The organism is Cobetia sp. 5-25-4-2 (assembly GCF_013374075.1).
GTDB lineage: Bacteria > Pseudomonadota > Gammaproteobacteria > Pseudomonadales > Halomonadaceae > Cobetia > Cobetia marina.
The window spans coordinates 58,105-80,743 of the sequence record NZ_BLWK01000004.1 but is presented as its reverse complement, the minus strand read 5'-3'; the positions used below and the strand labels follow the sequence as shown (position 1 = coordinate 80,743).

The window sequence follows — 22,639 nt, the reverse complement described above, 5'->3', positions numbered from 1 at the left end:
CCCGCAGTGGAGTCATCCCGGCGCTGGTGGCAAGCATCACCCGAGGAGAAGTACGTCAGACGCCTCGCAGCCCGTGAGAGCTGGGTGGTACACTAGCGCATCATGAGCGTGATGCTTGTCATTTCGGCAGTATAGCGAATCCCCTTCAGGGCGCGTTAATGTGCCTGCCGCCTGCCTGTCGAGCTGACAGCGCCAGTGGTGCTCTATTCCGTTTCACCGGCCGTTTCTTCTGCTCTCACGTGATGTCGCGCGGGCGAGACGTCCGCCATCAACAGGTATTCAGATTCTCATGGCCGAGTCAGCCACTCCGTCCCCCAAGCTTCACTATCGTCAGGCACGCTTCTTGATCAGCGCCGCCACCCTGGCCCAGTGCCCGACGGATGTCGGTGCCGAGGTGGCCTTTGCCGGTCGCTCCAACGCCGGAAAGTCGAGCGCCATCAATGCCCTGACGTCCCAGAAGGCGTTGGCGCGTACCTCCAAGACGCCTGGCCGCACTCAGCTGATCAACTATTTCACCATCGGTGAAACGGGCCGCCATCTGGTCGACCTGCCCGGCTATGGCTATGCCAAGGTGCCGGACAAGGTGAAGCGTGAGTGGCAGTCCCATCTGTCCAACTACCTGCGCAACCGCCAGTCGCTGCGCGGCCTGGTGCTGCTGATGGATGTGCGTCACCCGCTGTCCGAATTCGACCAGATGATGCTGGGCTGGGCCGATGAGGCACAGATGCCGGTGCATATCCTGCTGACCAAGGCGGACAAGCTGAAGCGTGGACCGGCAGCGGCGAGCCTCCAGAAGGTACGGCACGCCCTCAAGGAGTGGGAAGACCTCGTCACCGTGCAGCTGTTCTCGTCGCTCAAGTATTCGGGAGTCGAGCAGGTGCACGCCAAGCTCGATGAGTGGCTGGCGGACCCGGCGGTGATGGAAGGTGTCACGGAGGGTGAGGCCGATGAAGCCCCCCAGGACCCGTTCGACGACTGAGTCGTCCGTGTCATGACATGTGCTGCTGCATAAAAAGAGACGCCGGTCACCCTTGGGTGACCGGCGTCTCTTTTGTGGGGCGTCTCTTTTGTGGGGCGTCTCTTTTGTGGGGCGTCCAGTTATGGGGCATCCAGTTAAGGGGCGTCCAGATCTCTGTCCTGGCAAGCAGTCGGTCACCTGTGGCCGACCGCCTGTCACCGTTCATCACTGCTCACATGAACAGGCTGGGAGCGGTGTTTTCTGACAGCAGTCGCTGAGGGACCTGCGGCATCGCAGCCTGGCTCGCCCGCACCTCGAAACGTGTCAGGTGGCCACCCTGGGAGCTGTCGACAGGGGCATTCATGCTGCGTGCCCGTGGATCACCGCCCGACATGTCGATGATCGCTGCCGGTACCGAGGTCACGCCTCGCGTGGCGTTTTCCATGCTGGTTCGCGCACTGTAGACCGCCAGTACGATCAGCATGGCGCAGAGCACGACCTGTCCTGTGCCGATCAACACTCCCTGCCAAGCACTGGCATGCGGCAGGGCCAGCGGACCGGGATCCTGCTGGAATCTCTCGATGATGTCGGTGGCGTCGCGGGACTCGGCGTCGTCACTGATGGCGCGGGAATATTGCCAAGTCTGGCAGATGACACGCCGAGATGATGATTGAGTGCTCATGCTGTCCTCTCCAGTCGCGACGACATCGAACGTGAGTTCTCGGATGACCCTGGCAGGCCCGTGGAAGCCTGGGTCGTCAGGCACGAGAAACTTGTACAACAAATATGGTCTCCGCCATAAAGTTGTACAAGTTTTAATTTGTGTATCGCTTTTCTGGAACGTCAGTCTAGGTGACAGCAGGTAACCGACGGTCAGGTCTGGAAGGTCAGAAGCGCTGTCGTTTCATCGTGATGCATTCAGGTGCCGCAACAGTTCCGGAAGCTCCCGGACATGCGAGATGACATGGACTCCGGCGGGAACCGGCTCCGGCGCGCCACGCCCCTTCACGTCGATCCATGCCGCCTGCATGCCGAGACGTACTGCCGGCAGGGCATCTTCCTTCCATGAGTCGCCGACATGCAGCGTGGTGGAGGGGCGGCTGCCCAGACGTGCCATGGCGGCGAGGAAGGGGCGTGCATCCGGCTTGGGCGCCAGCCATTCGCCGGCGGCGATGCTGAACTCGAAATGATGGTCCAGCGCCAGGCGTGTCAGGTCGACATTGCCATTGGTGATGGCGCCGAGGCGGTAATGCCGGGCCAGTGAGTCGAGCAGCTCGCTGGCTTCCGGAAAGGGCTGCAATTCGTGGCGCAATGCCAGGAAGCGTTCGACGGCCGCATGTGACCAGTGATGGGCTTCCTTTTCGCCATGGCCGGCATCACGCAGCATGATGCGCATGGCTTCACGGCGCAGCCAGGTGAAGTCACCACGCCGCAAGGGATGTTCCAGCCCGAGTGCCATGCGGCGACGGGTATATTCCTCGAGGGGAAAATCAGTGGCATGACCGATCTCACCGTCCAGCCAGGCGTAGTGTTCCGTCTCGGCGCGCTCCATGATCGGGCGATTGGCCCACAGGGTGTCATCGAGATCGAAGGTCAATGCGGTCAGCGAAGGCGTCGTTACGGGCATCACAGGGGATCATCCTTGAGCGGAACATCAGCAGGGGAGGCGGCGTCAATGTCAGCCGGCGTTGCCTCTTCTGGCCCACGCTGGCGACGTGCACGGGGGTGCGCCTGGTCGTAGGCGCTGGCTAGCTGTTGCCAGTCGAGTCGGGTATACACCTGGGTCGTGGAGAGATGGGCATGGCCCAGCAACTCCTGCACGGCGCGCAGATCGCCACTGGATTCCAGCAGATGGCTGGCGAAGGAATGGCGGAGTCGGTGGGGGTGCAGGTGCTCCGGCAGGCCGCGTGTCTTCGCTTGCGTCACCAGACGAAGCTGCACGCCGCGTTGTCCCAGCCGCTGGCCTCGCTGGCCGACGAACAGGGCAGTCTCGTCAGCAGGCGCGAGTTGGCCACGCACCTTCAGCCAGGCATCCAGCGCCTGACGCGCTCGCGAGCCGATGGGCAGCTGGCGAGGCTTGTTGCCCTTGCCGCGCACGCGCAGGCGGCGTGTCTCCAGCATGTCAAGGTCGAGACTGACCAGTTCCGAGAGTCGCAGCCCCGAGCCGTAGAGCAGCTCCAGCATGGCCTGATCGCGGATCGCCAGTGGCGTGCCGTCGTGCGGGCAGTCGAGAAAGCGTGACAGGCTGTCGATGTCCACCGGGCGAGGGAGGTGGTCCGGCAGGCGCGGTGTCTGTACCAGGCCCGCCGGGTTGTGCGCCAGAATGCCGTGATCGACCAGCCAGCCACAGAAACGACTGATCGCCGCGCGACGTCGGGCCAGTGAACGGGGGGCGAGCCCACGACTGCGTTCAGCGCCCAGGAAGCGACGCAGTGTCGGCACATCCAGGGCCTGCCAGTCTGCAGGAGACCGAGCGGTGGTGCTGGTGTCGGCATCCACCGTGGTCTCGGCCGGTGAGGGGCGCAACATGAAGTGGATCAGTGCCTCGAGATCGCGCTGATAGGCGCTCACGGTCGCCGCGCTGCTGTCCTGGGCAAGATGGGCGAGAAACTGCTGGCAGGGGCGGGTCAGCGCCTGGCGCCTCGCAGTATCGAGGGAGTCATCCGGGAGGTCAGAGGCGCTCATCGCGCGGCCTGATCATCACGCGAGGCAGCGGAGTCTGAGGTGTGACTCGTCGCATGACGCCCGAGGCAGCGCGCCAGCACATCGCCGAGATATTCGGGGAAGAGAGTGTCGAGTCCGGCACGGAACTGCTCGGCCTCGGCACTGGCGACCACCAGATAGCCCAGACATTCGCCACGGGTCAGACGCACGATGACGGCGGAGCCGCGCGTGGCATCCGCCTGGCTGGCCTCGACCAGATCGTGGCACTCCGCCCCCAGCGGCCAGTCATGGTCCGGCAGCAGGGCTTCCCAGCGCGTGCGTGGCATCGCCAGACAACGGCTGGCGCGGCCTTCGAGCAGGCGCTCGAATTGCTCGGCACGCGCATCATCGAGCACCTGACGCGGTGGCTGGGTCGCGGGGCCGGCGCCGCGCTGCCACAGGCAGACGGCGGCGATGTCGAACAGCTCGCTGAGACGGGTTGCCAGAGTCTCCGCAAGGGCATCATCCGATTCGGCATCCATCAGATCCAGCACGATCTGACGCAGTCGCTGATAGCGGCTTTCATTGTCGCGGGCGGTATTGAGCAGCTCCTCGAGACGCGCTTCGGCCTGCTCGGTACGTCCGCGCAGGTCATGCACCAGCCGCTCCAGCAGCGAGACGCTGCCACCGCGTGCCTCGGGGTGTGGCACGCGCAGCTGCTGGAGCAACCCTTCCCGACCCTCGAAGAAATCCGGATGCGTGGCCAACCACTCGGCGACCCGGTCCGGGTCCAGCGTGCGCGGGCGACGTGAGGCGGATGGCTCGGCCATATGGCTCTCCTTGCGAGGGTTGGCGACGGGATGCCGGCGCTTCGCGCAGGCGTCCCCTGTCAGCGGCGGCTTACAGGATGATGCGGCCTTCGAAGACGGTCTCGGCAGGACCGGTCATGAAGACAGGGTGACCTTCGCCGCCCCATTCGATGCTCAGGGTGCCGCCAGGCAGCGTGACATCGACAGGACTGGCGAGCAGGCCACGACGAATGCCGGAAGCGACGGCTGCACAGGCACCGGTGCCACAGGCCAGCGTCTCGCCGACGCCACGCTCGAAGACGCGCAGGCGCGCTTCGTGGGGCGAGACGACTTCCAGGAAGCCGGCATTGACGCGCCTGGGGAAGCGCGGATGCGCTTCGATCAGCGGACCGACCTCTCGTACCGGTGCCTCGTCGACGCTGTCGACCAGCAGCACCGCATGGGGGTTGCCCATCGAGACGACACCGATCTCCAGGGACTCGCCGCCGACCTCCAGCGCATGCACCGGCAGATCCGTCTCGGCCTCGAAGGGCAGCGCGGCGGGGGCGAAGCGCGGAGCACCCATGTCGACGCGGACTCGCCCGTCATCGGCCACCACCAGTGTCAGCGGGCCACCGGCGGTCTCGACGCGGATCTCGCGCTTGGTGGTCAGGCGCTGATTGAGCACGAAGCGCGCAAAGCAGCGGGCCCCGTTGCCGCAGTTCTCGACCTCGCTGCCATCGGCATTGTAGATGCGATAGCGGAAGTCCATATCCGGGTCACGGGGTGGCTCGACCACCAGCAGCTGGTCGAAGCCGATACCGAAATTGCGATGCGAAAGCCGTCGGATATCGGCATCGCGCAGGCGGCCACGCTGGGAGATCAGGTCAATGACCATGAAGTCATTGCCCAGACCGTGCATCTTGGTGAAGTGCACCAGCATCAGTCATCACCTTCCGGCAGCAGTTGCTCACCGGTCCACAGTTCTTCCAGACGTTCGCGGCGACGCACCAGGTGCATCTGGTCGCCATCCACCATCACTTCGGCGGGACGACAGCGGCTGTTGTAGCTGGAGGCCATCACGAAGCCATAGGCGCCGGAGGAGCGAACGGCAAGCAGGTCGCCCGGCGCGATGGCCAGTTCGCGGTCCTTGCCCAGGAAGTCGCCTGTCTCGCAGACCGGGCCGACCACGTCGTAGCTGGCGCTTGCACGTGACTCGCGCGTGTCGACGGGCACGATGTTCTGCCACGCCTGATACAGCGACGGACGGATCAGGTCATTCATGCCGGCATCGATGATGGCGAAGTTCTTCTCTTCGCCGGGCTTGAGGTACTCGACACGCGTCAGCAGGACGCCGGCGTTGGCGGCGATGGAGCGACCCGGCTCGAACAGCAGTGTCATCTCGTTGCCATGCTCGTAGCGCGCCAGGCGTTCCAGCAGGGCGCTTGCGTAGGCGAAGGGCTCCGGCGGCGTCTCGTTCTGGTAGGGCACGCCGAGGCCGCCGCCGAGATCCAGATGCTCGATGATGATGCCGCGCTCGCGCAGGCGATCCAGCAGCACGAGCAGGCGCTCGAGGGAGTCGAGGAACGGCGCCAGCTCGGTCAGCTGGGAGCCGATATGACAATCGACGCCTACCACCTTGACGTGCTCCATGGCGGCGGCGGTCTCGTAGACCTCCAGCGCCTGCTCGACCGGAATGCCGAACTTGTTGGCCTTGAGGCCGGTGGAGATGTACGGGTGGGTGCCGGCATCGACGTCCGGGTTGATGCGCAGCGACACCGGTGCGATACGCCCGAGGCGACCGGCGACGGCATTGAGGCGCTCAAGCTCGGGCAGCGATTCGACGTTGAAGCACTTGATGCCCAGCTCCAGCGCGCGCTGCATCTCGGCGGCCTGCTTGGCGACGCCGGAGAACACGACCTTGGCGGGGTCTCCGCCGGCCTTGAGGACGCGCTCCAGCTCACCGGCGGAGACGATGTCGAAGCCGGCACCCAGACGTGCCAGCACGTTGAGCACCGCCAGGTTGGAGTTGGCCTTCACGGCGTAACAGATCAGATGCGGGTGGTCGCCCAGCGCATCCTGATAGGCCTTGAAGTGGCGCTCCAGCGTGGCACGGCTGTAGACGTAGCAAGGCGTGCCGAACTGCTCGGCCAGCGTGGCGAGAGAGGCGTCTTCGGCGTGCAGCACGCCATCCTGATATACGAAGTGATCCATGATCCGGCCTGCAAGATGTCGCGCCGGCGGGTATCACCCGCCGGAGATGTAAGGGGGGCTCAGGCGTCGCTGCCGGAAGTCTCGGTAGCGGCGGTGCGCTCTGTCTCGGCGGCAGCCGGTGCAGGGGCGGGTGCCTCGGCACGTTGACCGCCGGCATCGGCGTCCGCCGGCAGATACAGCGGGCCCTTCTGACCGCAGCCGGTCAGAAGGCCTGCACCCAGCAGCAGGCCCGCAAGGGTACGAAGGGCGTGACGGGCGGACTGGCTCATCAGATGACGCATCGGGCGGCCTCCTGGCAGCTGACGATGAAGCGGTGAGGGCCTGACGGTGCATTACACGGTCAGGCCCCGACTTGACGGTTTCAGGCGCGGCTGGTCAGCGCCTCACGTGCACGCTGCACGGCAGCACGCACCTGATTCGGCGCGGTGCCCCCGATGTGATTGCGCGCCGCGACGGAACCTTCCAGCGTGAGCACGTCGAAGACGTCCTGTTCGATGGTGTCGGAGAACTGCTTGAGTTCATCCAGCGTCATCTCGGACAGGTCACGCTTCTGCTCGATGCCGAAGGCGACGGACTTGCCGACGATCTCGTGGGCATCCCGGAAGGCGACACCCTTGCGCACCAGGTAATCTGCCAGGTCAGTCGCGGTGGCGAAGCCCTTGCTGGCCGAGGCGTACATGTTGTCGGACTTGGCGCGGATCGCCGGAATCATGTCGGCGAAGGCGCGCAGGCTGCCGCGTACGGTATCGATGGTATCGAACAGCGGCTCCTTGTCTTCCTGATTGTCCTTGTTGTAGGCCAGCGGCTGGGACTTCATCAGGGTCAGCAGGCTCATCAGGTGGCCATAGACACGGCCGGTCTTGCCACGCACCAGTTCCGGCACGTCCGGGTTCTTCTTCTGCGGCATGATGGAGGAACCGGTGCAGAAGCGATCCGGCAGATCGATGAAGTCGAACTGGGCGCTGGTCCACAGCACCAGCTCTTCGCTCATGCGTGACAGGTGCATCATCAGCAGGCTGGCGAAGCTGGTGAATTCGATGGCGAAGTCACGGTCGCTGACGGAGTCGAGGCTGTTCTCGGTCGGGCGATCGAAGCCGAGCAGCTCGGTGGTGACGTGGCGGTCGATGGGGAAGGTGGTGCCGGCCAGCGCCGCGGCGCCCAGCGGGAGCACGTTCATGCGGGTACGGCAGTCACGCAGGCGGTCCTGGTCACGGGCGACCATTTCCTGCCACGCCAGCAGATGGTGGCCGAAGGTGACCGGCTGAGCGCTCTGCAGGTGAGTGAAGCCCGGCATGATGGTGTCGGCTTCCTGCTCGGCCAGGCCCAGCATGCCTTCCCGCAGACGCGTCAGCTCGGCGTCGATGACGTCGATCTCGTCGCGCAGGTAAAGGCGGATGTCGGTGGCCACCTGATCATTGCGTGAGCGACCGGTGTGCAGCTTCTTGCCGGTGTTGCCGATCTTGGCGGTCAGACGTGCCTCGATGTTCATGTGCACATCTTCCAGCGCGACGGACCACTCGAATTCGCCGCGAGCGATCTCTTCGCTGATCTCCTTCAGTCCTTCGATGATGGTGTCGCGCTCTTCCTCGCTCAGCACGCCGACGCCGGCCAGCATGGTGGCGTGGGCGATGGAGCCACGAATATCGTGCTGCGCCATGCGCTGATCAAAATCGACGGACGCGGTGAAGCGGGCCACGAAGGCATCGGTCGGCTCGCTGAAGCGGCCGCCCCAGGACTGATTGGTAGATTCGCTCATCGGGATCTCGAATTGTGGTGACATGTCCAGAGTTCGGCGTCCGGTGCACGGTCGCGCAGCCGGTATCGTTGACCTTGGAGTGTACCAGACTCCGTCGGATGGGCGAGGGGGGCGCGCACCAAGATGCGTTGCGGCCAGGGAGGCGTGTCATCGTGACGCTTCCGGGGATTTTCCCCTTGGCCATCAGTGGCTTTATGATGACGGTATCCGGTGGCGGTCAATGTTGGCCGTCACGAACGTTTCGACTGTCGCGCCAGCGTCGCGCGTCCCAAGGAGAATGCCGTGTCCCGCCGTGAGACCCTGCGTATCGCGACCCGCAAGAGCCTGCTTGCCCTGTGGCAGGCTGAACACGTCAAGGCACGTCTGGAAGCCCTGCATCCCGGCTTGACGGTCGAGCTGGTGCCGATGTCCACGCGGGGCGACAAGATTCTCGACACGCCGTTGGCCAAGATCGGCGGCAAGGGCCTGTTCGTGAAGGAACTGGAAGAAGCCATGCTGGATGGTCGCGCCGACATCGCCGTGCACTCCATGAAGGACGTGCCGATGCATTTCCCGGAATCGCTGGGGTTGGCCGTGATTCTCGAGCGCCATGCGCCCACCGATGCGTTCGTCTCCAACGACCACGCCAACTTTGACGCGCTCCCCCAGGGGGCTCGTCTGGGCACCTCCAGCCTGCGTCGTGGCCTGCAGGCCAAGGCCGCCCGTCCGGATCTCGAGGTGCTCAGCCTGCGCGGCAATGTCCAGACGCGTCTCGGCAAGCTGGATGCCGGTGAGTTCGACGCCATCATCCTCGCCACCTCCGGCCTGCAGCGCCTCGAACTGGATGCACGCATCACCGCCGAGATGGACGCCGAGACCTGTCTGCCGGCCTGTGGACAAGGCGCGCTGGGCATCGAATGCAATCTGCAGGACGAGGAGATTCTCGCCCTGCTGGCACCGCTGGCTCATGAAGACTCCAGTCGTTGCGTGCTGGCCGAGCGCGCCATGAATACGCATCTGGAAGGTGGCTGCCAGGTACCGATCGGTGGCTATGCCGTGCTGGAAGAGGGTGGCAGGCAGCTGTGGTTGCGGGCACTGGTCGGCAATCCCGATGGCAGCGTCATCCTGCGTGCCGAGGCGCGTGGTCCGGCCGATACGCCCGAAGCGCTGGGCATCGCCGTGGCGGAAGATCTGTTGCAGCAGGGGGCCGGCGAGATTCTGGCGGCGGTCTATGGCGATGCGCGTGACTGATGGTGCCCGCCATGCGGAGGTGGATGACCGGGCGATGCCTCGCGCGGCATCGAGTGCGCGGTCGTCTCTTGAAGTGCTGACGACGCGTCCGGGCTCGCGCGGTGCCGTGCTTGATGCGATGCTGAGAGACGTTGGCTGCGCCGTGGAGTGCCTGAAGCTGATGGCGCTCGAGCCGCTGCCGCTGGAGCCCGCCGGGCGTCAGGCGATTCTCGACATCGACCTCTATCGAGGGGTGGTGGTCATCTCGCCTCAGGCCGCCGGCTACCTGGCGGACTGGCTGGAAGACTGGTGGCCGCAATTGCCCGAGGGGCTTGCCTTCTACGCGGTGGGCTCCGCGACGGCAGAGGTACTCCACTCACGCCTCGGCGTTCGGGTGAGAGTGCCGCCACACGCCACGCGTGGCGCACATGTCGAGGTGGATGCCCCGGTCGGCACGACCAGCGAGGCCCTGCTCTCGCTGCCGTCCCTGCAGCAGCTTCAGGGGCAGCGCTGGCTGCTGGCGGCCGGAGAAGGCGGGCGCGCCCTGCTGGAGGACACCCTGGTGGTACGCGGTGCCCAGGTGACGCGTCTGGCGCTTTATCGACGCCTTCCGTTGGCTTTGTCCTCTCAACAGGCTGGCCGTCTGGCGGCGGGCGCGTATGATGCAATGGTGGTGACCAGCAATACGCTGCTTGAGGCGGTAGTGACCTCGGCAACGACGCGGACCTTGAACCAACCGCTAATCGTGTCGAGCAACCGTTTGGCTACACTGGCACACGCTCATGGGTTCGAGCGCGTGACGGTCGCCGCGGATGCCTCACCCGGGGCCCTGAGGCAGGCAGTGCTGGATGCCTGCGCCCCGACTCGCCATGCGAGAGAGACCGGCGCCACTGCGCCTGGTCCGCGCGAGGCCATCGATTCCCAAGAATCCGGAAAAGGGCAAGCGTAGATGAGCAACCGAGAACACGATCAGGAAGACCACGGCTCTGCCGGCACCACGCCAGGCAAGCCGAGCGACAAGGATGCTGCCGCTCGCGCATCAGATGCCTCTTCCGCTCCCGGCGAACACGCCGAAGACACTGCCTCTGGCCGCCCTGGCGCCGAGGCCTCCCGTTCGTCCTCCTCTTCCTCGTCATCCGCCACGGCTGACGCCCCACGTGAGCGACGCTCGCGTGGCGGGCGCAACCGTCGCGGACGGGGAAAGGGACAGGGCAGCTCCTCCTCTTCATCCTCCACTGCCAGCGAGTCCACGCCCGTGAGCCAGACTTCCGACGATAACGCCTCGACGCCTTCCGGCGCGAAATCTCCCTTCCCGAAGCAGACCGATACCGCGCCTGCCGCCGAGACGACCACTGCCTCGACGGCGTCCGGCAAGGGCGCTGCCTCAGGCAAGGGAGGGGCTTCAGACAAGAGCGGCGTGACGGGCAAGAGTGCCGGTGGCGCGGGAGGAGGCACGCCGCCGAGCGAGCCGCAGGGCAGCAAGAAGAGTGCTGCCGGCGGCATCGCACTGGTGCTGGTCATTCTTCTTGCCATCGTCGTCGCGGTACTGGCCTGGTTCGGCTGGCAGCGTCTGAACGCCCTGCCGGATGCCCAGGGCCTCGACAAGCAGGTCAGCGAATCCGTGACCCAGCAGGTCGGCCAGGTCGAGAGCAAGGTCGCCAGCCTGTCCGGCAAGCTCGACAAGAACGCCTCGCAGGTCAGTGATCTCGACAAGCGTCTGTCCGGCGAGAGCCAGCAGACCGAGCAGGCGCTCAACAAGGTGCTCGAGGAGCTCAGCAAGACCCAGCAGACCGATGCCCGCGACTGGCATTACGCGGAGGCCGAATACCTGCTGCGTCTCGCCAATCAGCGCCTGCAGCTGGAGCGTGACGTGAACGGTGCCGACGCACTGCTCGAGAACGCCGATGCGCGTATCGCCGAGGCGGACAACCCCGCCCTGCTGCCGGTTCGCAAGGCGATCCAGTCCGAGCTGGCCAGCCTCGACAGCGTGCCGCGTGTCGACCGCAGTGGCATCTACCTGGCGCTGCTCGCCGAGCAGGAACAGCTGGCGCGTCTGCCGCTCAAGCAGGACGTGGCCGAGATCGCCGCCAAGGTCGAGAACGACGCTCCGCCCACCGGCGGCTGGCAGCAGCAGCTGGCGCGCTTCGGCAATGAGCTGAAGAATCTGGTCACCGTGCGTCGTCATGATGAGGCACTGGAAGCCCTGATCACGCCGGAGCAGGAATCCTATCTGCGCCAGAACGTGCGTCTGGTGCTCGAGCAGGCCCAGCTGGCGCTGCTCAAGGAAGAGCCGAAGCTGTATCAGGCGGCCATCGACAAGGCGATCACGCTGGTCAACGGTTACTACGACACCAAGACTGATGGCGTGCAGAATGCCGTCGCCAAGCTGGAAGACCTCAAGGGCAAGACCATCCGCCCGGAGCTTCCGGATATCTCCGCGTCTCTCAACACGCTGCGTGAGCTGATCGAACGCCGCGCCCAGTCCGGGGGTGGTGAGGCATGAGAAAACTGATACTGCTGATCATCATCGGCCTGGCCATCGGTGCGCTGTTCGGTCAGCTGATGCAGTCGTTCCCCGGCTATTGGCTGATTCGTGTCGGTGATACCTCGGTCCAGACGTCCTTCTGGTTCGGGCTGGTGCTGTTGCTGGGCGCCTTCGTGGTGCTGCATTTCGGCCTGCGTCTGCTGTCGCGTTTCGCGCATCCGTTCTCGCGCCTCAAGGTGTGGAACAGCCGCACGCGCCATCGCAATGCCACCCGCAAGACCGTGCGTGGCCTGGTGGCGCTGGCCGAAGGCCGCTGGAAGCGTGCCGAGAAGTCGCTGACCCATTCCGCGGAAGACTCCAGCACACCGCTGGTCAACTATCTGTCCGCAGCACTCGCTGCCCACTATCAGGGGCGTTTCGAGCAGGCGGATACGCTGCTCAAGCGTGCTCATGAGTCCACTCAGGGCTCCGAGAGTGCCGTGGGGCTGGTGCAGGCGCAGCTGATGCTGGATCGCCAGCAGCACGAGCAGGCACTCGCGACGCTGACGCGTCTCGACAAGCAGCTCGGCGAGCACCCGCAGGTCCTCAAACTGCTCAAGCAGGCGTATCTGGCGGTGAATGACTGGGATGGCCTGCGTCGCCTGATGCCGCGTCTCGACAAGCAGGACCTCATCTCACCGGAAGAGAAGAAGGAGCTGGAACAGCGCGCCTACGTGGCACTGATCCAGCAGGCCGCGCGCAATCCGGAAGACATCGAGCGCGTGCGCAACCTGTGGGCCGACATGCCGGACCACCTGCGCAGCGACGTGAATCTGGTCGCCCTGTATGCCGAGGCATTGATCGCCGGTGGGCAGGAAGGGCTGGCAGAGCGCCTGCTGCGTCACTCGCTGAAGGAATGCTGGGATTCACGTCTGGTGCTGCGCTATGGCCTGCTGGACGTGGATGCGCCGCGTCAGCTGGTGTATGCCGAGAAGTGGCTGCAGGAGCGTCCGAATGATCCGGACCTGCTGCTGTCGCTGGGTCGACTGGCATTGCGCAACGCCAACTGGGGCAAGGCGCAGGAGTATTTCGAGGCCAGTCAGCGTCAGCGTCCGAGCGGCACGGTGTGTGCTGAGCTGGCACGTCTGTTCGCCAACCTTGGCGAGCACAACAAGAGTCAGCTCTACTATCGCCAGAGCGTCGAGCTGCTGGATCGTTCACTGCCGGCGCTGCCGCAGCCCAGCAAGGACAACGCCTGATCGACGCCGCCCGTCGGGCGGCGCTGCACATTGTTTCCTCATTTCGCGAGAAGATGAAAAACTGCCGCCGGCCAGGTCTCTGGTCGGTGGACATTGGTTACTCTCCGGGTATCCGCGTTCATGCCATGGCGTGACGGGATACCCTTCTTTTTGCCTGTCAGATGGCGCTTTTCCCCCTCCGTGGTGGTGCGGGTCTGAGCCGGTAGCGGTCTCGGGCGGCCCTGCAAGACTCGGGGTTGCAGACCCTGCAACCGGCGATCCATGCCCGCCGTGGGGCGCTGGGCACCCATGGCGCTGGCTGTCGGCATTTCCTCCGTGCGATGATTCCGCGTGATGAATGATCTGCCGTCACGGCAGGCCATTCCTGAGCCTTGTTCGGCTTATCCCCAAGACATAATGGAGTCTGCATGTTGCAAAAGTCCCTGGCCCTGATGGGCGCCTCCGTACTGGCCGTGTCACTTGCCGGCTGTGCCGCTACCGGCAACAGCTCTTCCGGCAACACCGCCAGTTCCTCCAGCTCCTCCAGCTCCATGATGAGCCTGGCCAGCAGCATGCTGAGCAGCCAGACGGGCCAGTCCCTGCCGGCAGCCGACCTGATGTCCAGCCTGACCTCCCAGCTGGGCGTGTCTTCCACCCAGGCGCTGGGTGGCTCCGCTGCCATGCTGGCACTGGCTCAGTCCCAGCTGGGTTCCAGCGCGACCTCCGAGCTGTCCAGTGAAGTGCCGCAGCTGTCCAGCCTGACCAGCAGCAGCTCTCTCTCGACCCTGTCCAGCCTTGCCAGCCTGAGCGGCAATGACAATGCCACGGCATTGGCCAGCACCGTCGGCAATGTCGATGACAGTGCGTCTCTGGACAGCGCCTTCTCCGCGCTGGGCATGGACAGCAGCATGGTGTCCCAGTTCGCGCCGGTGCTGCTCAGCTACATGGGTGGCGAAGGTGTCAGCTCGACGCTGCTGAGCTCACTGTCTGGCCTGTGGGGCACCGGCTCCTGAGCCAGCCTCGCGCATGAGGTGTGAGGCATCGGTTTACGCCCGCACATGAAAACGCCCCCGAGCCATTGGCTCGGGGGCGTTTTCGTTTCAGTCCGGCGCCCATCGCAGGCAGCCGTGTCGGGATACCCCGGGCGCGCGATCAGTCGCCGTCGGCATCCGGTTGGGTGGTCTGACGGATGCGCTGTTCCTCGGCATCCACGACTTCGCCGTCCTTGGTGGCATGGCGGGTCAGCGGGGTCTCCTCGCGACGCTGAGCCACCTTGGCGGCGGCCTCACGCTGCTCGGGAGTCTTCGGCTGACCGGCGGCGGAGCCATCGATCACGAATGGTTCATGCATGGTGCGAACGTTGGCCGGCGGCGCACCACCGTCCTTGTCCTGACCGAAGTACATGGTCATGTGCGGGAACGGGATCTCGATGCCGGCGGCGTCGAAGTGCTGCTTCACGAGCTTGTTGTACTCGCGGCCGATGGCCCACTGGTTGCCCGGGCTGGTCTTGATCATCACACGGATGTTGACCGAGCTGTCGGCGAGCGACGAGACGCCAGCGATGGTGACCGGTTCGAGAATCTCCGCGCCATAACTGCTTTCCTGGAGTTCATCGAAGGCCGCACGCAGGTGCACGATGGCGTGATCGACGTTCTCGCGGTAGGAAATGCCGTACTCGCCGACATGGTAGGCGAAGTCACGCATGTAGTTGGAGACGGTATCCACCGAGGAGAACGGCACGATATGGAAGGTGCCGGACAGATCGCGGATGCCCACCGAGCGGATGGTCAGGCGTTCCGCCGTCCCGGTCACGCCACCGGCGGTGACCACGTCACCGGTGTTGATGGCATTCTCGAGCTGGATGAACACGCCGGTGATGATGTCCTGCACCATCTTCTGGGCCCCGAAACCGATCGCCAGACCGAGCACCCCGGCACCGGCCAGCAGCGGCGCGATGTCGATGCCGATCTCCGACAGCACGATCATCGCGGTGAAGACGATCATCGCGATGGCGATGGCATTGCGGAACAGTGCCAGCAGGGTTTCCACGCGTGAGGAGGGCTTGCCCTTGCCGGTATCCGGATTTAGCTTGTGCTCGATCAGGCTGGCGATGCCGACCCAGATCACGACCGCGAAGGCGAGGATGAACAGCACATGGAAGATGCGTGACAGCAGCAGGGCCCCGGCGTCCGTTGCCAGCCAGTCGCCAAGCGCCACGATGCTCCAGGCATTCAGCACCATGCCGACCACGACGACCAGGATGATGGCGCGCATGATGCGCAGCGCGGTCGGGATGTAGGAGTTGAGGCGCGTCTCCAGCATCGGCAGCTGACCACGCAGCTTGTCGGACACCTGGATGCGCTTGCCGATCAGCTGCGTCAGCACGCGAGACAGCAGTGCCCCGCCACCGATGGCGAGCAGCGTCTTGAGCGTCGCGGCCATCATGAAGGGCAGCGCCTCTTCCGGTGTCGTCTGCGAGATGATGAACAGGGTCGCGAAGTAGGCCAGCGCGATCAGGTGCCAGGTACGGGCCAGAATGCGCAGGCAGACGGCGATGAAGGCATTGTGGGTCTCGCGGGCCTGATCGAGCAGGCGGTCACGCAGCAGAACACGGTTGCGGCTGATGACCACGATGGCCCAGATCAGCGCGATACCCATGATCAGCAGGCTGACGAAGCTGCCCACGGCCGGTGCCAGATTGTTGTTGATCATCGGTACCACGACGAGGATGCCGTAGCCGATGAAGCCGGCGAGCAATGCCAGTGAGCGATTCCAGTAGCGGGCGACCTCATCTCGCATCGGCATCAGGCGCAGGCCCTGGTAGCCGGAGGAGAACAGCATGCGCATCAAGGCCTTGACCAGCTCGATCACCAGATAGGCATTCAGGAACATCGACTCGCGCTGTCCTATCACGCCCTGTTCGCCATAGGCGAAGATGGCCAGCAGATAGCCCCCCAGGAACGCCAGACCGATCACGGCCACGTCGACGATCGCCGCGATGATCACTGCCATCAGGGTGCGCAGCAGCGGGCTGCGGTGCTGACCATCCAGCGACCATTGGCTGACGCGACTGAAGAGCGGATGGGCCAGCCGGCGCAGGACCAGGAACAGCCCGATGGTGGAGATGACCACCAGCCCCAGACTGATGGCTTCGGTCATGAAGCGCTCCCAGTCGATGCTGCTGGCATCTTCACTGCCGAGGCCGCTGAGCGTCTGGATCATGCGGTCCAGGGTCGCGGAAAGCTCTGCGACAAGCTCCTGGCTGATCTCGGCCAGCTGGCGGGACAGTGACGGTGAGTCCTCGCTCAGCGTGACTTCCGTCCCCGCCACCTCGGCTGCCTGTTCGCTCGTCTTGCTGTCCAGCTGGCGCAAGCCTTCAATCAGTGCCTCACGCTGGTCGGGGTCCTCGAGTAACGTCGCCAGACTCTCATAGGACGAGCTGGCGGCGTCAGCATCGCTGGCGGGGGCGGCATGCGCCAGGCCACTGACGCTGAGGCACAGCATGATCGCCAGTGCCATCAGGCCCTGTAACCAGCCGGCACTCAGGCGCGAGGCGATCGATGACGTTGCGGTTTGCGCGGGAGGGGAGTGGGGGGGGATCGGGGTCGCCACTGATGGCTTCTCCTGTCTGGTGAATGTCGGATGGAGATGGAGTCGAGTCATGCGGGCTCCCTGAGGTGACTCAGAGGCACCCGGATAGCTGAGCGTCTGCGCCTTTTGGACATCGGCATGGCCACGTCATACGTCAGGCGCTGTCGATTGGATGTGGGAGCGTGATGTGCGCATCCCGCGCACGCACTCTCCTGTGTTATCGGGGCGATTGCAGGTAACCCAACCCCCGATGACGGTATGCGAGAGATTCTTCAGCGCCACAGCCTGCGGCAGCGCTGCGCATCCTTCAAGCCTTGCTCACCGGATTGTTGCAATGTCGCGTTGCAGGAACTGATGTGGCCCGATGGCTGGACAGGCGGTATTGTTGCGATCAATTATTATTACCATCCGATCTCGCCGCCCTGATATTCGCTCCCTGGAGAAACGAATGACCCACTCTTCCCATGTGTTTGCTATTCCTGCCCTGTCCCGCCTGCGTCGTGGGCTGGTGGCGTCACTGGCGGTCGTGTTGATGGGAGCCGCGGTGTCTGCCGAGGCTCGTGAGGTCCAGACCGCCTATGGTGAACTGGAGCTCGAGGGCACTCCGCAGCGCGTGGTGACGCTCTATGAAGGGGCATTGGATGTGGCGGTCGCCAGCGAGGTGACGCCGCTGGGCGCGGTCACCACGCGCGGCGGTGATGGCGTGGCCAGCTATCTCCAATCTCGGGTGCCAGAGATCGAGATCGTCGGTACACCGCGAGAGTTCAATCTCGAGGCCATCGTGGCGCTCAAGCCGGACATGATTCTGGCTCCCCCGGGGCTGGACAAGGCGCAATATCAGCTGATGTCGCGCCTGGCGCCGACCATCGTGCCAGGCGGGGAGGCGCTCAGCCGGGAGGCCTGGAAGCAGCAGAGCCGAGTCTATGCCCTGGCGCTCGGGGAAGAGGCCGAAGCGGAGCTCGAGGCGCGTCTGGCCGCCATCGACGCTCACGCGGCGCGCCTGAAGGCCGAGATGACTACACCGCAGACTGCCAGCCTGGTGCGTCGCATGCCGGGTGGCCTGATGGCGATGTCCGATGAGCTGTTCGCGACCGGCTTGCTCGCCGCGACCGGCTATCAGCTGGTGGGCGGGGATCTGGTCAAACTGGGGCGTCCGCACTCCGACCCGCTGAGCGATGAGAACATGGCGCGCATCGATGCCGACACACTCTTCCTGGCGACCCTGGATGATTCCTCTGAGGCTGCCGCTGACGCCCTGGCGAAGGAGCCGGCCTTCCAGCGTCTCGAGCACGCATCGCGTGACAGTCTGGTCGGCGTCAATGGTCAGTTGTGGACCAGTGCCAGTGGCCCGCTGGCGGCCGAGGCGCTGCTCAAGGACATCGAGCAGGCGCGCAGTGATGGGTAAGCGGGACTGGCCCGTCTCGACTCATCAGGCGTCATGCCGTCAGGTCGGGAGGCAGCATGGCGGCTGAAGGAGCGTCCTCACGGCCTGGCTCCCCACAGACAGCTCTTCGCCCGGCGACCCGCAAGGTCGCCGGGCGTCTGTCGTTGGGGCAGGTCATGCCAGTGGCGTGTCTGGCGGCGGTACTGGCCTGCCTGGCCAGTCTGTTGTGGGGCGCGGGAGATATCGGCCCTGCCCAGGCGTGGGCGGTATTGATGGGGCAGGGCAGCGAGGAGGCCCGCTTTGTGGTCACCGAGCTGCGTGCACCGCGTACCGTGATCGGCATCGCCGTGGGCATGATGCTGGCCTGCGGCGGCGCATTGATGCAGGTGGTCGCACGCAATCCCCTGGCGGAGCCGGGGCTGCTGGGTGTCAGCGCAGGCGCGGCCTTTGCCGTCGCCATCGCCCTGTTGCTGGGGATGGAGGCCGCAGGCCTGCATGTGCTGGTGGCTCAGGCTGGCGCCTTGCTGGGCTGCCTGTTCGTGATGAGCACGGTGCGGCTGAGTGGTGCACGCCAGGACCCCGTGCGCCTGGTACTGGCCGGTGCAGCGCTTTCCAGCCTGCTGGTGGCTCTCACGTCGCTGGTATTGCTGATCGACCAGCGCGCGGCAGACGAGATCCGTTTCTGGGTCATCGGCAGTCTGGCAGGGCGTTCGCTGGAGGCGCTGGGTGGCAGCCTGCCGAGCCTCATGCTCGCCCTCGCGTTGACGCTGTGGCTGGTCAGGCCGCTGGCGGCATTGGCGCTGGGAGAGGCGGTGGCCAGTGGACTTGGCCATCATCCGGGGCGCGTGCGCAAGCTGACGGTACTGGTGGTCGCGTTGCTGGTCGGGGCCGCCACGGCCCTCGCGGGGCCGATCGCCTTCGTGGGACTGGCCGTGCCTTATGTCGCCCGTGCGCTGTGTGGTGCGGATATCCGCCGCACCTTGTGGTTGTGCCTGCCGCTGGGCGTGGTGATGCTGGTGAGCGCCGACGTGGTCTCGCGTCTACTCGTTCGTCCTTCCGAGTTGCCGCTGGGCGTGCTGACCACGCTGCTGGGCGCGCCGGTACTGATTGCCGTGGTGCGCGCTCGTCGCCTGCCGATTCTGTGAGTCAGGCTTCAATGCGCCGTTCTTCATGACAGATAACCCGGAAATGCCCATGTATCGCTCCGCTCCTTCTTCATCGGCCTCTTCTGATGCCGGGGTGCCTCGGCGCCAGGCATCATGCCCTGTCGCCACGGCACCGGCCGATACGTTCTGGTGGCGCTGCGGGCCCCTGTCGTTGCTGTGGCATCGGGCGCCATTGCTGGCCAACCTCGGTCTGCTGCTGGCACTGCTGAGTGCCTGCGTGGCCGCCTTGATGCTGGGCAGCGCGGGCCTGGGCCCCTACGCCGCCCTGAAGGCCGCGTTCGGCCATGGTGAATTCGCCGATGTCTTCGTGGTCCGGGAGCTGCGGCTGCCGAGACTGCTGGCCGGCCTCGGAACGGGCGCCGCCTTCTCGTTGGCTGGCTGTCTGATGCAGACACTGGCCAGCAACCGTCTCGCCACGCCGGGCATCATCGGCATCGACAATGGCGCGACCGCCTTTGCGGTTGCCTCCGTCGTCGGGCTCGGCGCCTCGCTGGCGCCACCGGCGATGGCACTGAGCGGCGCCGTGGTCGCCACGGCGCTGGCCTTCGGGCTTTCCGGTGGCATCGGCACGCGCGGCTATCGCTTCCTGGTCGCGGGGATCGGCGTCGGGGCGCTGTTCGGTGCCGGCACCCAGTTGATGCTGGCGCGGGTGTCCATCGATGTCGCCAACAGCGCCTATCCGTGGACGGTGGGGAGCCTCAACGCACGGGATGTCTCCTCGCTCGAATGGCTGGGCATTGCCTTGCTGCTGACGGTGCCGGCGGCGTTGTGGCTGGGGCGAGGGCTCAATACGCTGCGCTTTACCGATTCTGTCGCCATCGGACTTGGTCAGCATGTCGCCCGTGTGCGCATGGCGACGCTGTGGCTCTCGGTACTGCTGACGGCCGCCGCGGTGGCCGTGGCCGGCCCGGTGGGCATGGTGGCGTTGGTCGGTCCCGAGATCGCCCGCTACCTGTCGCGCCACAAGGGAGTGCCCTTGCTGGGTTCGGCATTGGCAGGGGCGCTGGTGATGGTGCTGGCGGACCTCGCGGGACGCACGTTGCTGTCACCTCTCGAGATTCCGGTCGGTATCGTGATGGCGGTGGTCGGCAGCCCCTATCTGCTGTGGATCCTGCTGCGCAGCCCGCGCTAGTCAGGCTGTCCTGTCCGGCCGATGCCCCCATTCACCGTGTGGCTGCCATGTCTGCATCACCGACATGAGAGTCGCCCGCAGCCCTCGCGGACCAACCGGGTCACGAGGGTCATCGTTTCAGGAGAATGCGCCATGAGCGCTGAACATCATCCACGCTGCGGGGACACCGTGGCCGCCACTCTCAAGGCCAGTGAGCTGTCGCTGGGGTATGGCAGCGGACAGCGGCATGTGGCCGTGATCGATGCGCTGACGCTGGCGCTGCCGGATGGCAAGGTGACGGCCATCGTCGGGCCCAACGGCTGTGGCAAGTCCACGCTGCTGGCCGGTCTGGCTCGCCTGCAGGCACCGCATGCCGGCGCGGTATTGCTGGAGGGCCAGGACATACGACGTCTCGGGCGCCGTGATGTCGCGCAGCGCATCGCGTTGCTGCCCCAGGAGACGCACTCGCCGGAAGGCGTGACGGTGCATGAGCTGGTGCGCTTCGGTCGCCAGCCGCATCAGGGAGCCTTCCGTCAGTGGTCGCAGGAGGATCAGGAGGTGGTCTCGGCGGCGATCGCGGCCGCTGACATCGAGAGTCTGGCCGACCGTGAGCTGGCCTCCATGTCCGGTGGCCAGCGTCAGCGTGCCTGGATCGCGATGGCGCTGGCGCAGCAGACGCCGCTGCTGTTGCTGGATGAGCCGACCTCGGCGCTGGATCTCGGCCATCAGATCGAGGTCTTCGAACTGATCCAGCGGCTGGCCCACGAGGAAGGCAAGACCATCGTGATGGTGGTGCATGACCTGGCCAGTGCCTGTCGCTATGCCGACCACCTCGTGGCGATGCATGCGGGCAGCGTGGTCGCGGAAGGTCCGCCCTCCGAAGTGGTGACACCGGCGCTGGTGCGCAAGCTCTACGGTGTCGAATGCCGGCTGATTCCTGACCCCGAGACCGGTACCCCGCTGTTGATCGGCGTGCGGCGCACGGACGAGCGCCTGAGTGGCAGTGCTACCTGAGAGCGCCTGGCACGACTCGGCGCGCGGAATATCAGACAGCAGAAAACAAGAAGGCCTCCCCGAGGGGAGGCCTTCTTGTCACGGATATGGTGGAGGCGACGGGAGTCGAACCCGTGTCCGCCGGCACTCCGCCTTCGGCTCTACATGCTTAGTTTCATTATTTGATTTAACACGACTGCCGCCAATGAACAGGCTGCAGCAATGCGATTCTCTGAGTTTTAATCTCGACCTTAGAGACGTCGGCCAAGACGATCCTGTTTATACGGGCTCGTTCTCAATCCACCTTGAACAGGCGCAACGGTATCATGAGCAGCTTATGCAGCTAGAGCGTAGTTGTCGTCGTTTGCGACTATATATTTGCAACGTTTTATTTACGAGATACGTTACGATCTCGGCATGCACCTCAGGGTTTGCCACCAGCGTCGAATGCCAGAACGCCCCCATAACAGTGTTACTGCTTGCTGCTTTGCTACGGTGTCATCATAACAGGTGGAGACTGTGCTACGCCAGTTCAAGGCCTCAGGAATTTTTTCTGATCTGACAGTGATTTGCCGTGATTCAAAGCCCTTGTCTCCCACATCGCAACGGCGCAGGCGCGGGGCGTGATCATGGCGCTGACAGTCTCAGCGATCCCGCAGGATGCGTGCCTTCTGGCGATTCCAGTCACGGTCCTTCTCGGTGGCACGCTTGTCATGCATCTTCTTGCCTTCCACCAGCGCGATCTCGCATTTCACGATCGCGTTCTTCCAGTACAGCTTGATGGGGACACAGGTGTGACCCTTGTCCTGGGTGCGCGAGAAGATGCGCGCGATCTGCTTCTTGTGCAGCAACAGCTTGCGCGTGCGTTGCGGGTCCGCCACCGCGTGGGTGTTGACCGTCTCCAGCGGATGGATATGACAGCCGAGCAGCCAGGCCTCACCGTTCTTGATCACGATGTAGGTGTCCGTCAGCTGGCCCTTGCCCGCCCGCAGCGCCTTGACCTCCCAGCCTGCCAGTACCAGCCCCGCCTCGAAGGCTTCCTCGATGTGGTATTCGTGGCGTGCCTTCTTGTTCTGGGCGATCAGGTTGCCGCCCTGTTGGGGTTTCTTTTTCTTGCCCATGTT

20 protein-coding genes and 1 other RNA gene are annotated in these 22,639 nt (G+C 64.9%); 10 read left to right on the top strand and 11 right to left on the bottom strand.

Annotated features, from left to right (window positions below):
* Window positions 1-289 precede the first annotated feature (289 nt).
* The gene (yihA, locus tag HXS65_RS10010) at window positions 290-979 is read left to right on the top strand and encodes a ribosome biogenesis GTP-binding protein YihA/YsxC (RefSeq protein WP_077379554.1); all 690 of its coding nucleotides are present in this window, start codon (window positions 290-292) and stop codon (window positions 977-979) included.
* A 211-nt stretch (window positions 980-1,190) separates the two neighbouring features.
* Here yihA and HXS65_RS10005 read toward each other — a convergent pair whose 3' ends face one another.
* The 8 genes from HXS65_RS10005 to argH form a co-directional block, all read right to left on the bottom strand.
* A complete protein-coding gene (locus tag HXS65_RS10005) occupies window positions 1,191-1,640 on the bottom strand; it encodes a hypothetical protein (protein ID WP_176493795.1) in 450 nt (149 codons plus the stop codon).
* A 222-nt stretch (window positions 1,641-1,862) separates the two neighbouring features.
* Window positions 1,863-2,585: an HAD family hydrolase gene (locus HXS65_RS10000; RefSeq protein ID WP_084209499.1), complete on the bottom strand. Its 723-nt coding sequence runs from the start codon at window positions 2,583-2,585 to the stop codon at window positions 1,863-1,865.
* Window positions 2,585-3,643 (bottom strand): tyrosine recombinase XerC, encoded by a 1,059-nt coding sequence (locus HXS65_RS09995; RefSeq protein WP_176493794.1) that lies wholly within the window; start codon window positions 3,641-3,643, stop codon window positions 2,585-2,587. The genes HXS65_RS10000 and HXS65_RS09995 overlap by 1 nt, the downstream gene beginning before the upstream one ends.
* Window positions 3,640-4,431: a DUF484 family protein gene (locus tag HXS65_RS09990; RefSeq protein WP_077379546.1), complete on the bottom strand. Its 792-nt coding sequence runs from the start codon at window positions 4,429-4,431 to the stop codon at window positions 3,640-3,642. The genes HXS65_RS09995 and HXS65_RS09990 overlap by 4 nt, the downstream gene beginning before the upstream one ends.
* Before the next feature lie 70 nt (window positions 4,432-4,501).
* Complete coding sequence (gene dapF, locus HXS65_RS09985; RefSeq protein ID WP_077379544.1) at window positions 4,502-5,332, bottom strand: diaminopimelate epimerase; 831 nt, start codon at window positions 5,330-5,332, stop codon at window positions 4,502-4,504.
* Window positions 5,332-6,603: a diaminopimelate decarboxylase gene (lysA, locus tag HXS65_RS09980; RefSeq protein WP_176493793.1), complete on the bottom strand. Its 1,272-nt coding sequence runs from the start codon at window positions 6,601-6,603 to the stop codon at window positions 5,332-5,334. Before lysA ends, dapF begins: the two co-directional genes overlap by 1 nt.
* A 59-nt stretch (window positions 6,604-6,662) precedes the next feature.
* A complete protein-coding gene (locus tag HXS65_RS09975) occupies window positions 6,663-6,884 on the bottom strand; it encodes a lipoprotein (RefSeq protein ID WP_077379540.1) in 222 nt (73 codons plus the stop codon).
* Between the two features lie 80 nt (window positions 6,885-6,964).
* Complete coding sequence (argH, locus tag HXS65_RS09970; protein WP_084209847.1) at window positions 6,965-8,359, bottom strand: argininosuccinate lyase; 1,395 nt, start codon at window positions 8,357-8,359, stop codon at window positions 6,965-6,967.
* A 282-nt stretch (window positions 8,360-8,641) separates the two neighbouring features.
* On the opposite strand from argH, the gene hemC reads away from it, so the two are divergent.
* The 5 genes from hemC to HXS65_RS09945 all read left to right on the top strand — a co-directional run bounded on the left by hemC (window position 8,642) and on the right by HXS65_RS09945 (window position 14,283).
* Window positions 8,642-9,589, top strand: a complete 948-nt coding sequence (gene hemC / locus HXS65_RS09965) for a hydroxymethylbilane synthase (protein ID WP_255303209.1) — start codon at window positions 8,642-8,644, stop codon at window positions 9,587-9,589.
* The gene (locus tag HXS65_RS09960) at window positions 9,582-10,517 is read left to right on the top strand and encodes a uroporphyrinogen-III synthase (protein WP_308483178.1); all 936 of its coding nucleotides are present in this window, start codon (window positions 9,582-9,584) and stop codon (window positions 10,515-10,517) included. The genes hemC and HXS65_RS09960 overlap by 8 nt, the downstream gene beginning before the upstream one ends.
* Entirely contained in the window at window positions 10,518-12,071 is a 1,554-nt protein-coding gene (locus tag HXS65_RS09955) for a uroporphyrinogen-III C-methyltransferase (protein ID WP_136939445.1), read from the top strand.
* Complete coding sequence (locus HXS65_RS09950) at window positions 12,068-13,291, top strand: heme biosynthesis HemY N-terminal domain-containing protein (RefSeq protein ID WP_077379537.1); 1,224 nt, start codon at window positions 12,068-12,070, stop codon at window positions 13,289-13,291. The genes HXS65_RS09955 and HXS65_RS09950 overlap by 4 nt, the downstream gene beginning before the upstream one ends.
* Before the next feature lie 407 nt (window positions 13,292-13,698).
* Window positions 13,699-14,283 (top strand): DUF2780 domain-containing protein, encoded by a 585-nt coding sequence (locus HXS65_RS09945; RefSeq protein WP_077379535.1) that lies wholly within the window; start codon window positions 13,699-13,701, stop codon window positions 14,281-14,283.
* A 139-nt stretch (window positions 14,284-14,422) separates the two neighbouring features.
* Here the strand turns inward: HXS65_RS09945 and ybiO are convergent, their stop codons facing one another.
* Window positions 14,423-16,882, bottom strand: a complete 2,460-nt coding sequence (gene ybiO, locus HXS65_RS09940) for a mechanosensitive channel protein (RefSeq protein WP_176493792.1) — start codon at window positions 16,880-16,882, stop codon at window positions 14,423-14,425.
* Window positions 16,883-17,309: 427 nt separating this feature from the next.
* On the opposite strand from ybiO, the gene HXS65_RS09935 reads away from it, so the two are divergent.
* The 4 genes from HXS65_RS09935 to HXS65_RS09920 all read left to right on the top strand — a co-directional run bounded on the left by HXS65_RS09935 (window position 17,310) and on the right by HXS65_RS09920 (window position 21,536).
* Window positions 17,310-18,266, top strand: coding sequence for an ABC transporter substrate-binding protein (locus HXS65_RS09935; protein ID WP_176493791.1), 957 nt, complete (start codon window positions 17,310-17,312; stop codon window positions 18,264-18,266).
* Window positions 18,267-18,421: 155 nt separating this feature from the next.
* Window positions 18,422-19,390: an iron ABC transporter permease gene (locus HXS65_RS09930; protein WP_077379982.1), complete on the top strand. Its 969-nt coding sequence runs from the start codon at window positions 18,422-18,424 to the stop codon at window positions 19,388-19,390.
* Window positions 19,391-19,439: 49 nt separating this feature from the next.
* Window positions 19,440-20,543 (top strand): iron chelate uptake ABC transporter family permease subunit, encoded by a 1,104-nt coding sequence (locus tag HXS65_RS09925; protein WP_191236456.1) that lies wholly within the window; start codon window positions 19,440-19,442, stop codon window positions 20,541-20,543.
* Window positions 20,544-20,675: 132 nt separating this feature from the next.
* Window positions 20,676-21,536, top strand: coding sequence for an ABC transporter ATP-binding protein (locus HXS65_RS09920; protein WP_176493790.1), 861 nt, complete (start codon window positions 20,676-20,678; stop codon window positions 21,534-21,536).
* A gap of 87 nt (window positions 21,537-21,623) precedes the next feature.
* Here the strand turns inward: HXS65_RS09920 and ssrA are convergent.
* Window positions 21,624-21,978: a transfer-messenger RNA gene (gene ssrA, locus HXS65_RS09915) on the bottom strand.
* 181 nt (window positions 21,979-22,159) lie between these two features.
* Window positions 22,160-22,636, bottom strand: coding sequence for an SsrA-binding protein SmpB (gene smpB / locus HXS65_RS09910; protein ID WP_077379524.1), 477 nt, complete (start codon window positions 22,634-22,636; stop codon window positions 22,160-22,162).
* Window positions 22,637-22,639 lie beyond the last annotated feature (3 nt).

Excerpts from the sequence above, each read along its gene's own strand:
- yihA (WP_077379554.1), top strand. The coding sequence starts at position 290 with ATGGCCGAGTCAGCCACTCCGTCCCCCAAGCTTCACTATCGTCAGGCA.
- HXS65_RS10005 (WP_176493795.1), bottom strand. The coding sequence starts at position 1,640 with ATGAGCACTCAATCATCATCTCGGCGTGTCATCTGCCAGACTTGGCAA.
- HXS65_RS10000 (WP_084209499.1), bottom strand. The coding sequence starts at position 2,585 with ATGCCCGTAACGACGCCTTCGCTGACCGCATTGACCTTCGATCTCGAT.
- HXS65_RS09995 (WP_176493794.1), bottom strand. The coding sequence starts at position 3,643 with ATGAGCGCCTCTGACCTCCCGGATGACTCCCTCGATACTGCGAGGCGC.
- HXS65_RS09990 (WP_077379546.1), bottom strand. The coding sequence starts at position 4,431 with ATGGCCGAGCCATCCGCCTCACGTCGCCCGCGCACGCTGGACCCGGAC.
- dapF (WP_077379544.1), bottom strand. The coding sequence starts at position 5,332 with ATGCTGGTGCACTTCACCAAGATGCACGGTCTGGGCAATGACTTCATG.
- lysA (WP_176493793.1), bottom strand. The coding sequence starts at position 6,603 with ATGGATCACTTCGTATATCAGGATGGCGTGCTGCACGCCGAAGACGCC.
- HXS65_RS09975 (WP_077379540.1), bottom strand. The coding sequence starts at position 6,884 with ATGCGTCATCTGATGAGCCAGTCCGCCCGTCACGCCCTTCGTACCCTT.
- argH (WP_084209847.1), bottom strand. The coding sequence starts at position 8,359 with ATGAGCGAATCTACCAATCAGTCCTGGGGCGGCCGCTTCAGCGAGCCG.
- HXS65_RS09955 (WP_136939445.1), top strand. The coding sequence starts at position 10,518 with ATGAGCAACCGAGAACACGATCAGGAAGACCACGGCTCTGCCGGCACC.
- HXS65_RS09950 (WP_077379537.1), top strand. The coding sequence starts at position 12,068 with ATGAGAAAACTGATACTGCTGATCATCATCGGCCTGGCCATCGGTGCG.
- HXS65_RS09945 (WP_077379535.1), top strand. The coding sequence starts at position 13,699 with ATGTTGCAAAAGTCCCTGGCCCTGATGGGCGCCTCCGTACTGGCCGTG.
- HXS65_RS09935 (WP_176493791.1), top strand. The coding sequence starts at position 17,310 with ATGACCCACTCTTCCCATGTGTTTGCTATTCCTGCCCTGTCCCGCCTG.
- HXS65_RS09930 (WP_077379982.1), top strand. The coding sequence starts at position 18,422 with ATGCCAGTGGCGTGTCTGGCGGCGGTACTGGCCTGCCTGGCCAGTCTG.
- HXS65_RS09925 (WP_191236456.1), top strand. The coding sequence starts at position 19,440 with ATGTATCGCTCCGCTCCTTCTTCATCGGCCTCTTCTGATGCCGGGGTG.
- HXS65_RS09920 (WP_176493790.1), top strand. The coding sequence starts at position 20,676 with ATGAGCGCTGAACATCATCCACGCTGCGGGGACACCGTGGCCGCCACT.
- smpB (WP_077379524.1), bottom strand. The coding sequence starts at position 22,636 with ATGGGCAAGAAAAAGAAACCCCAACAGGGCGGCAACCTGATCGCCCAG.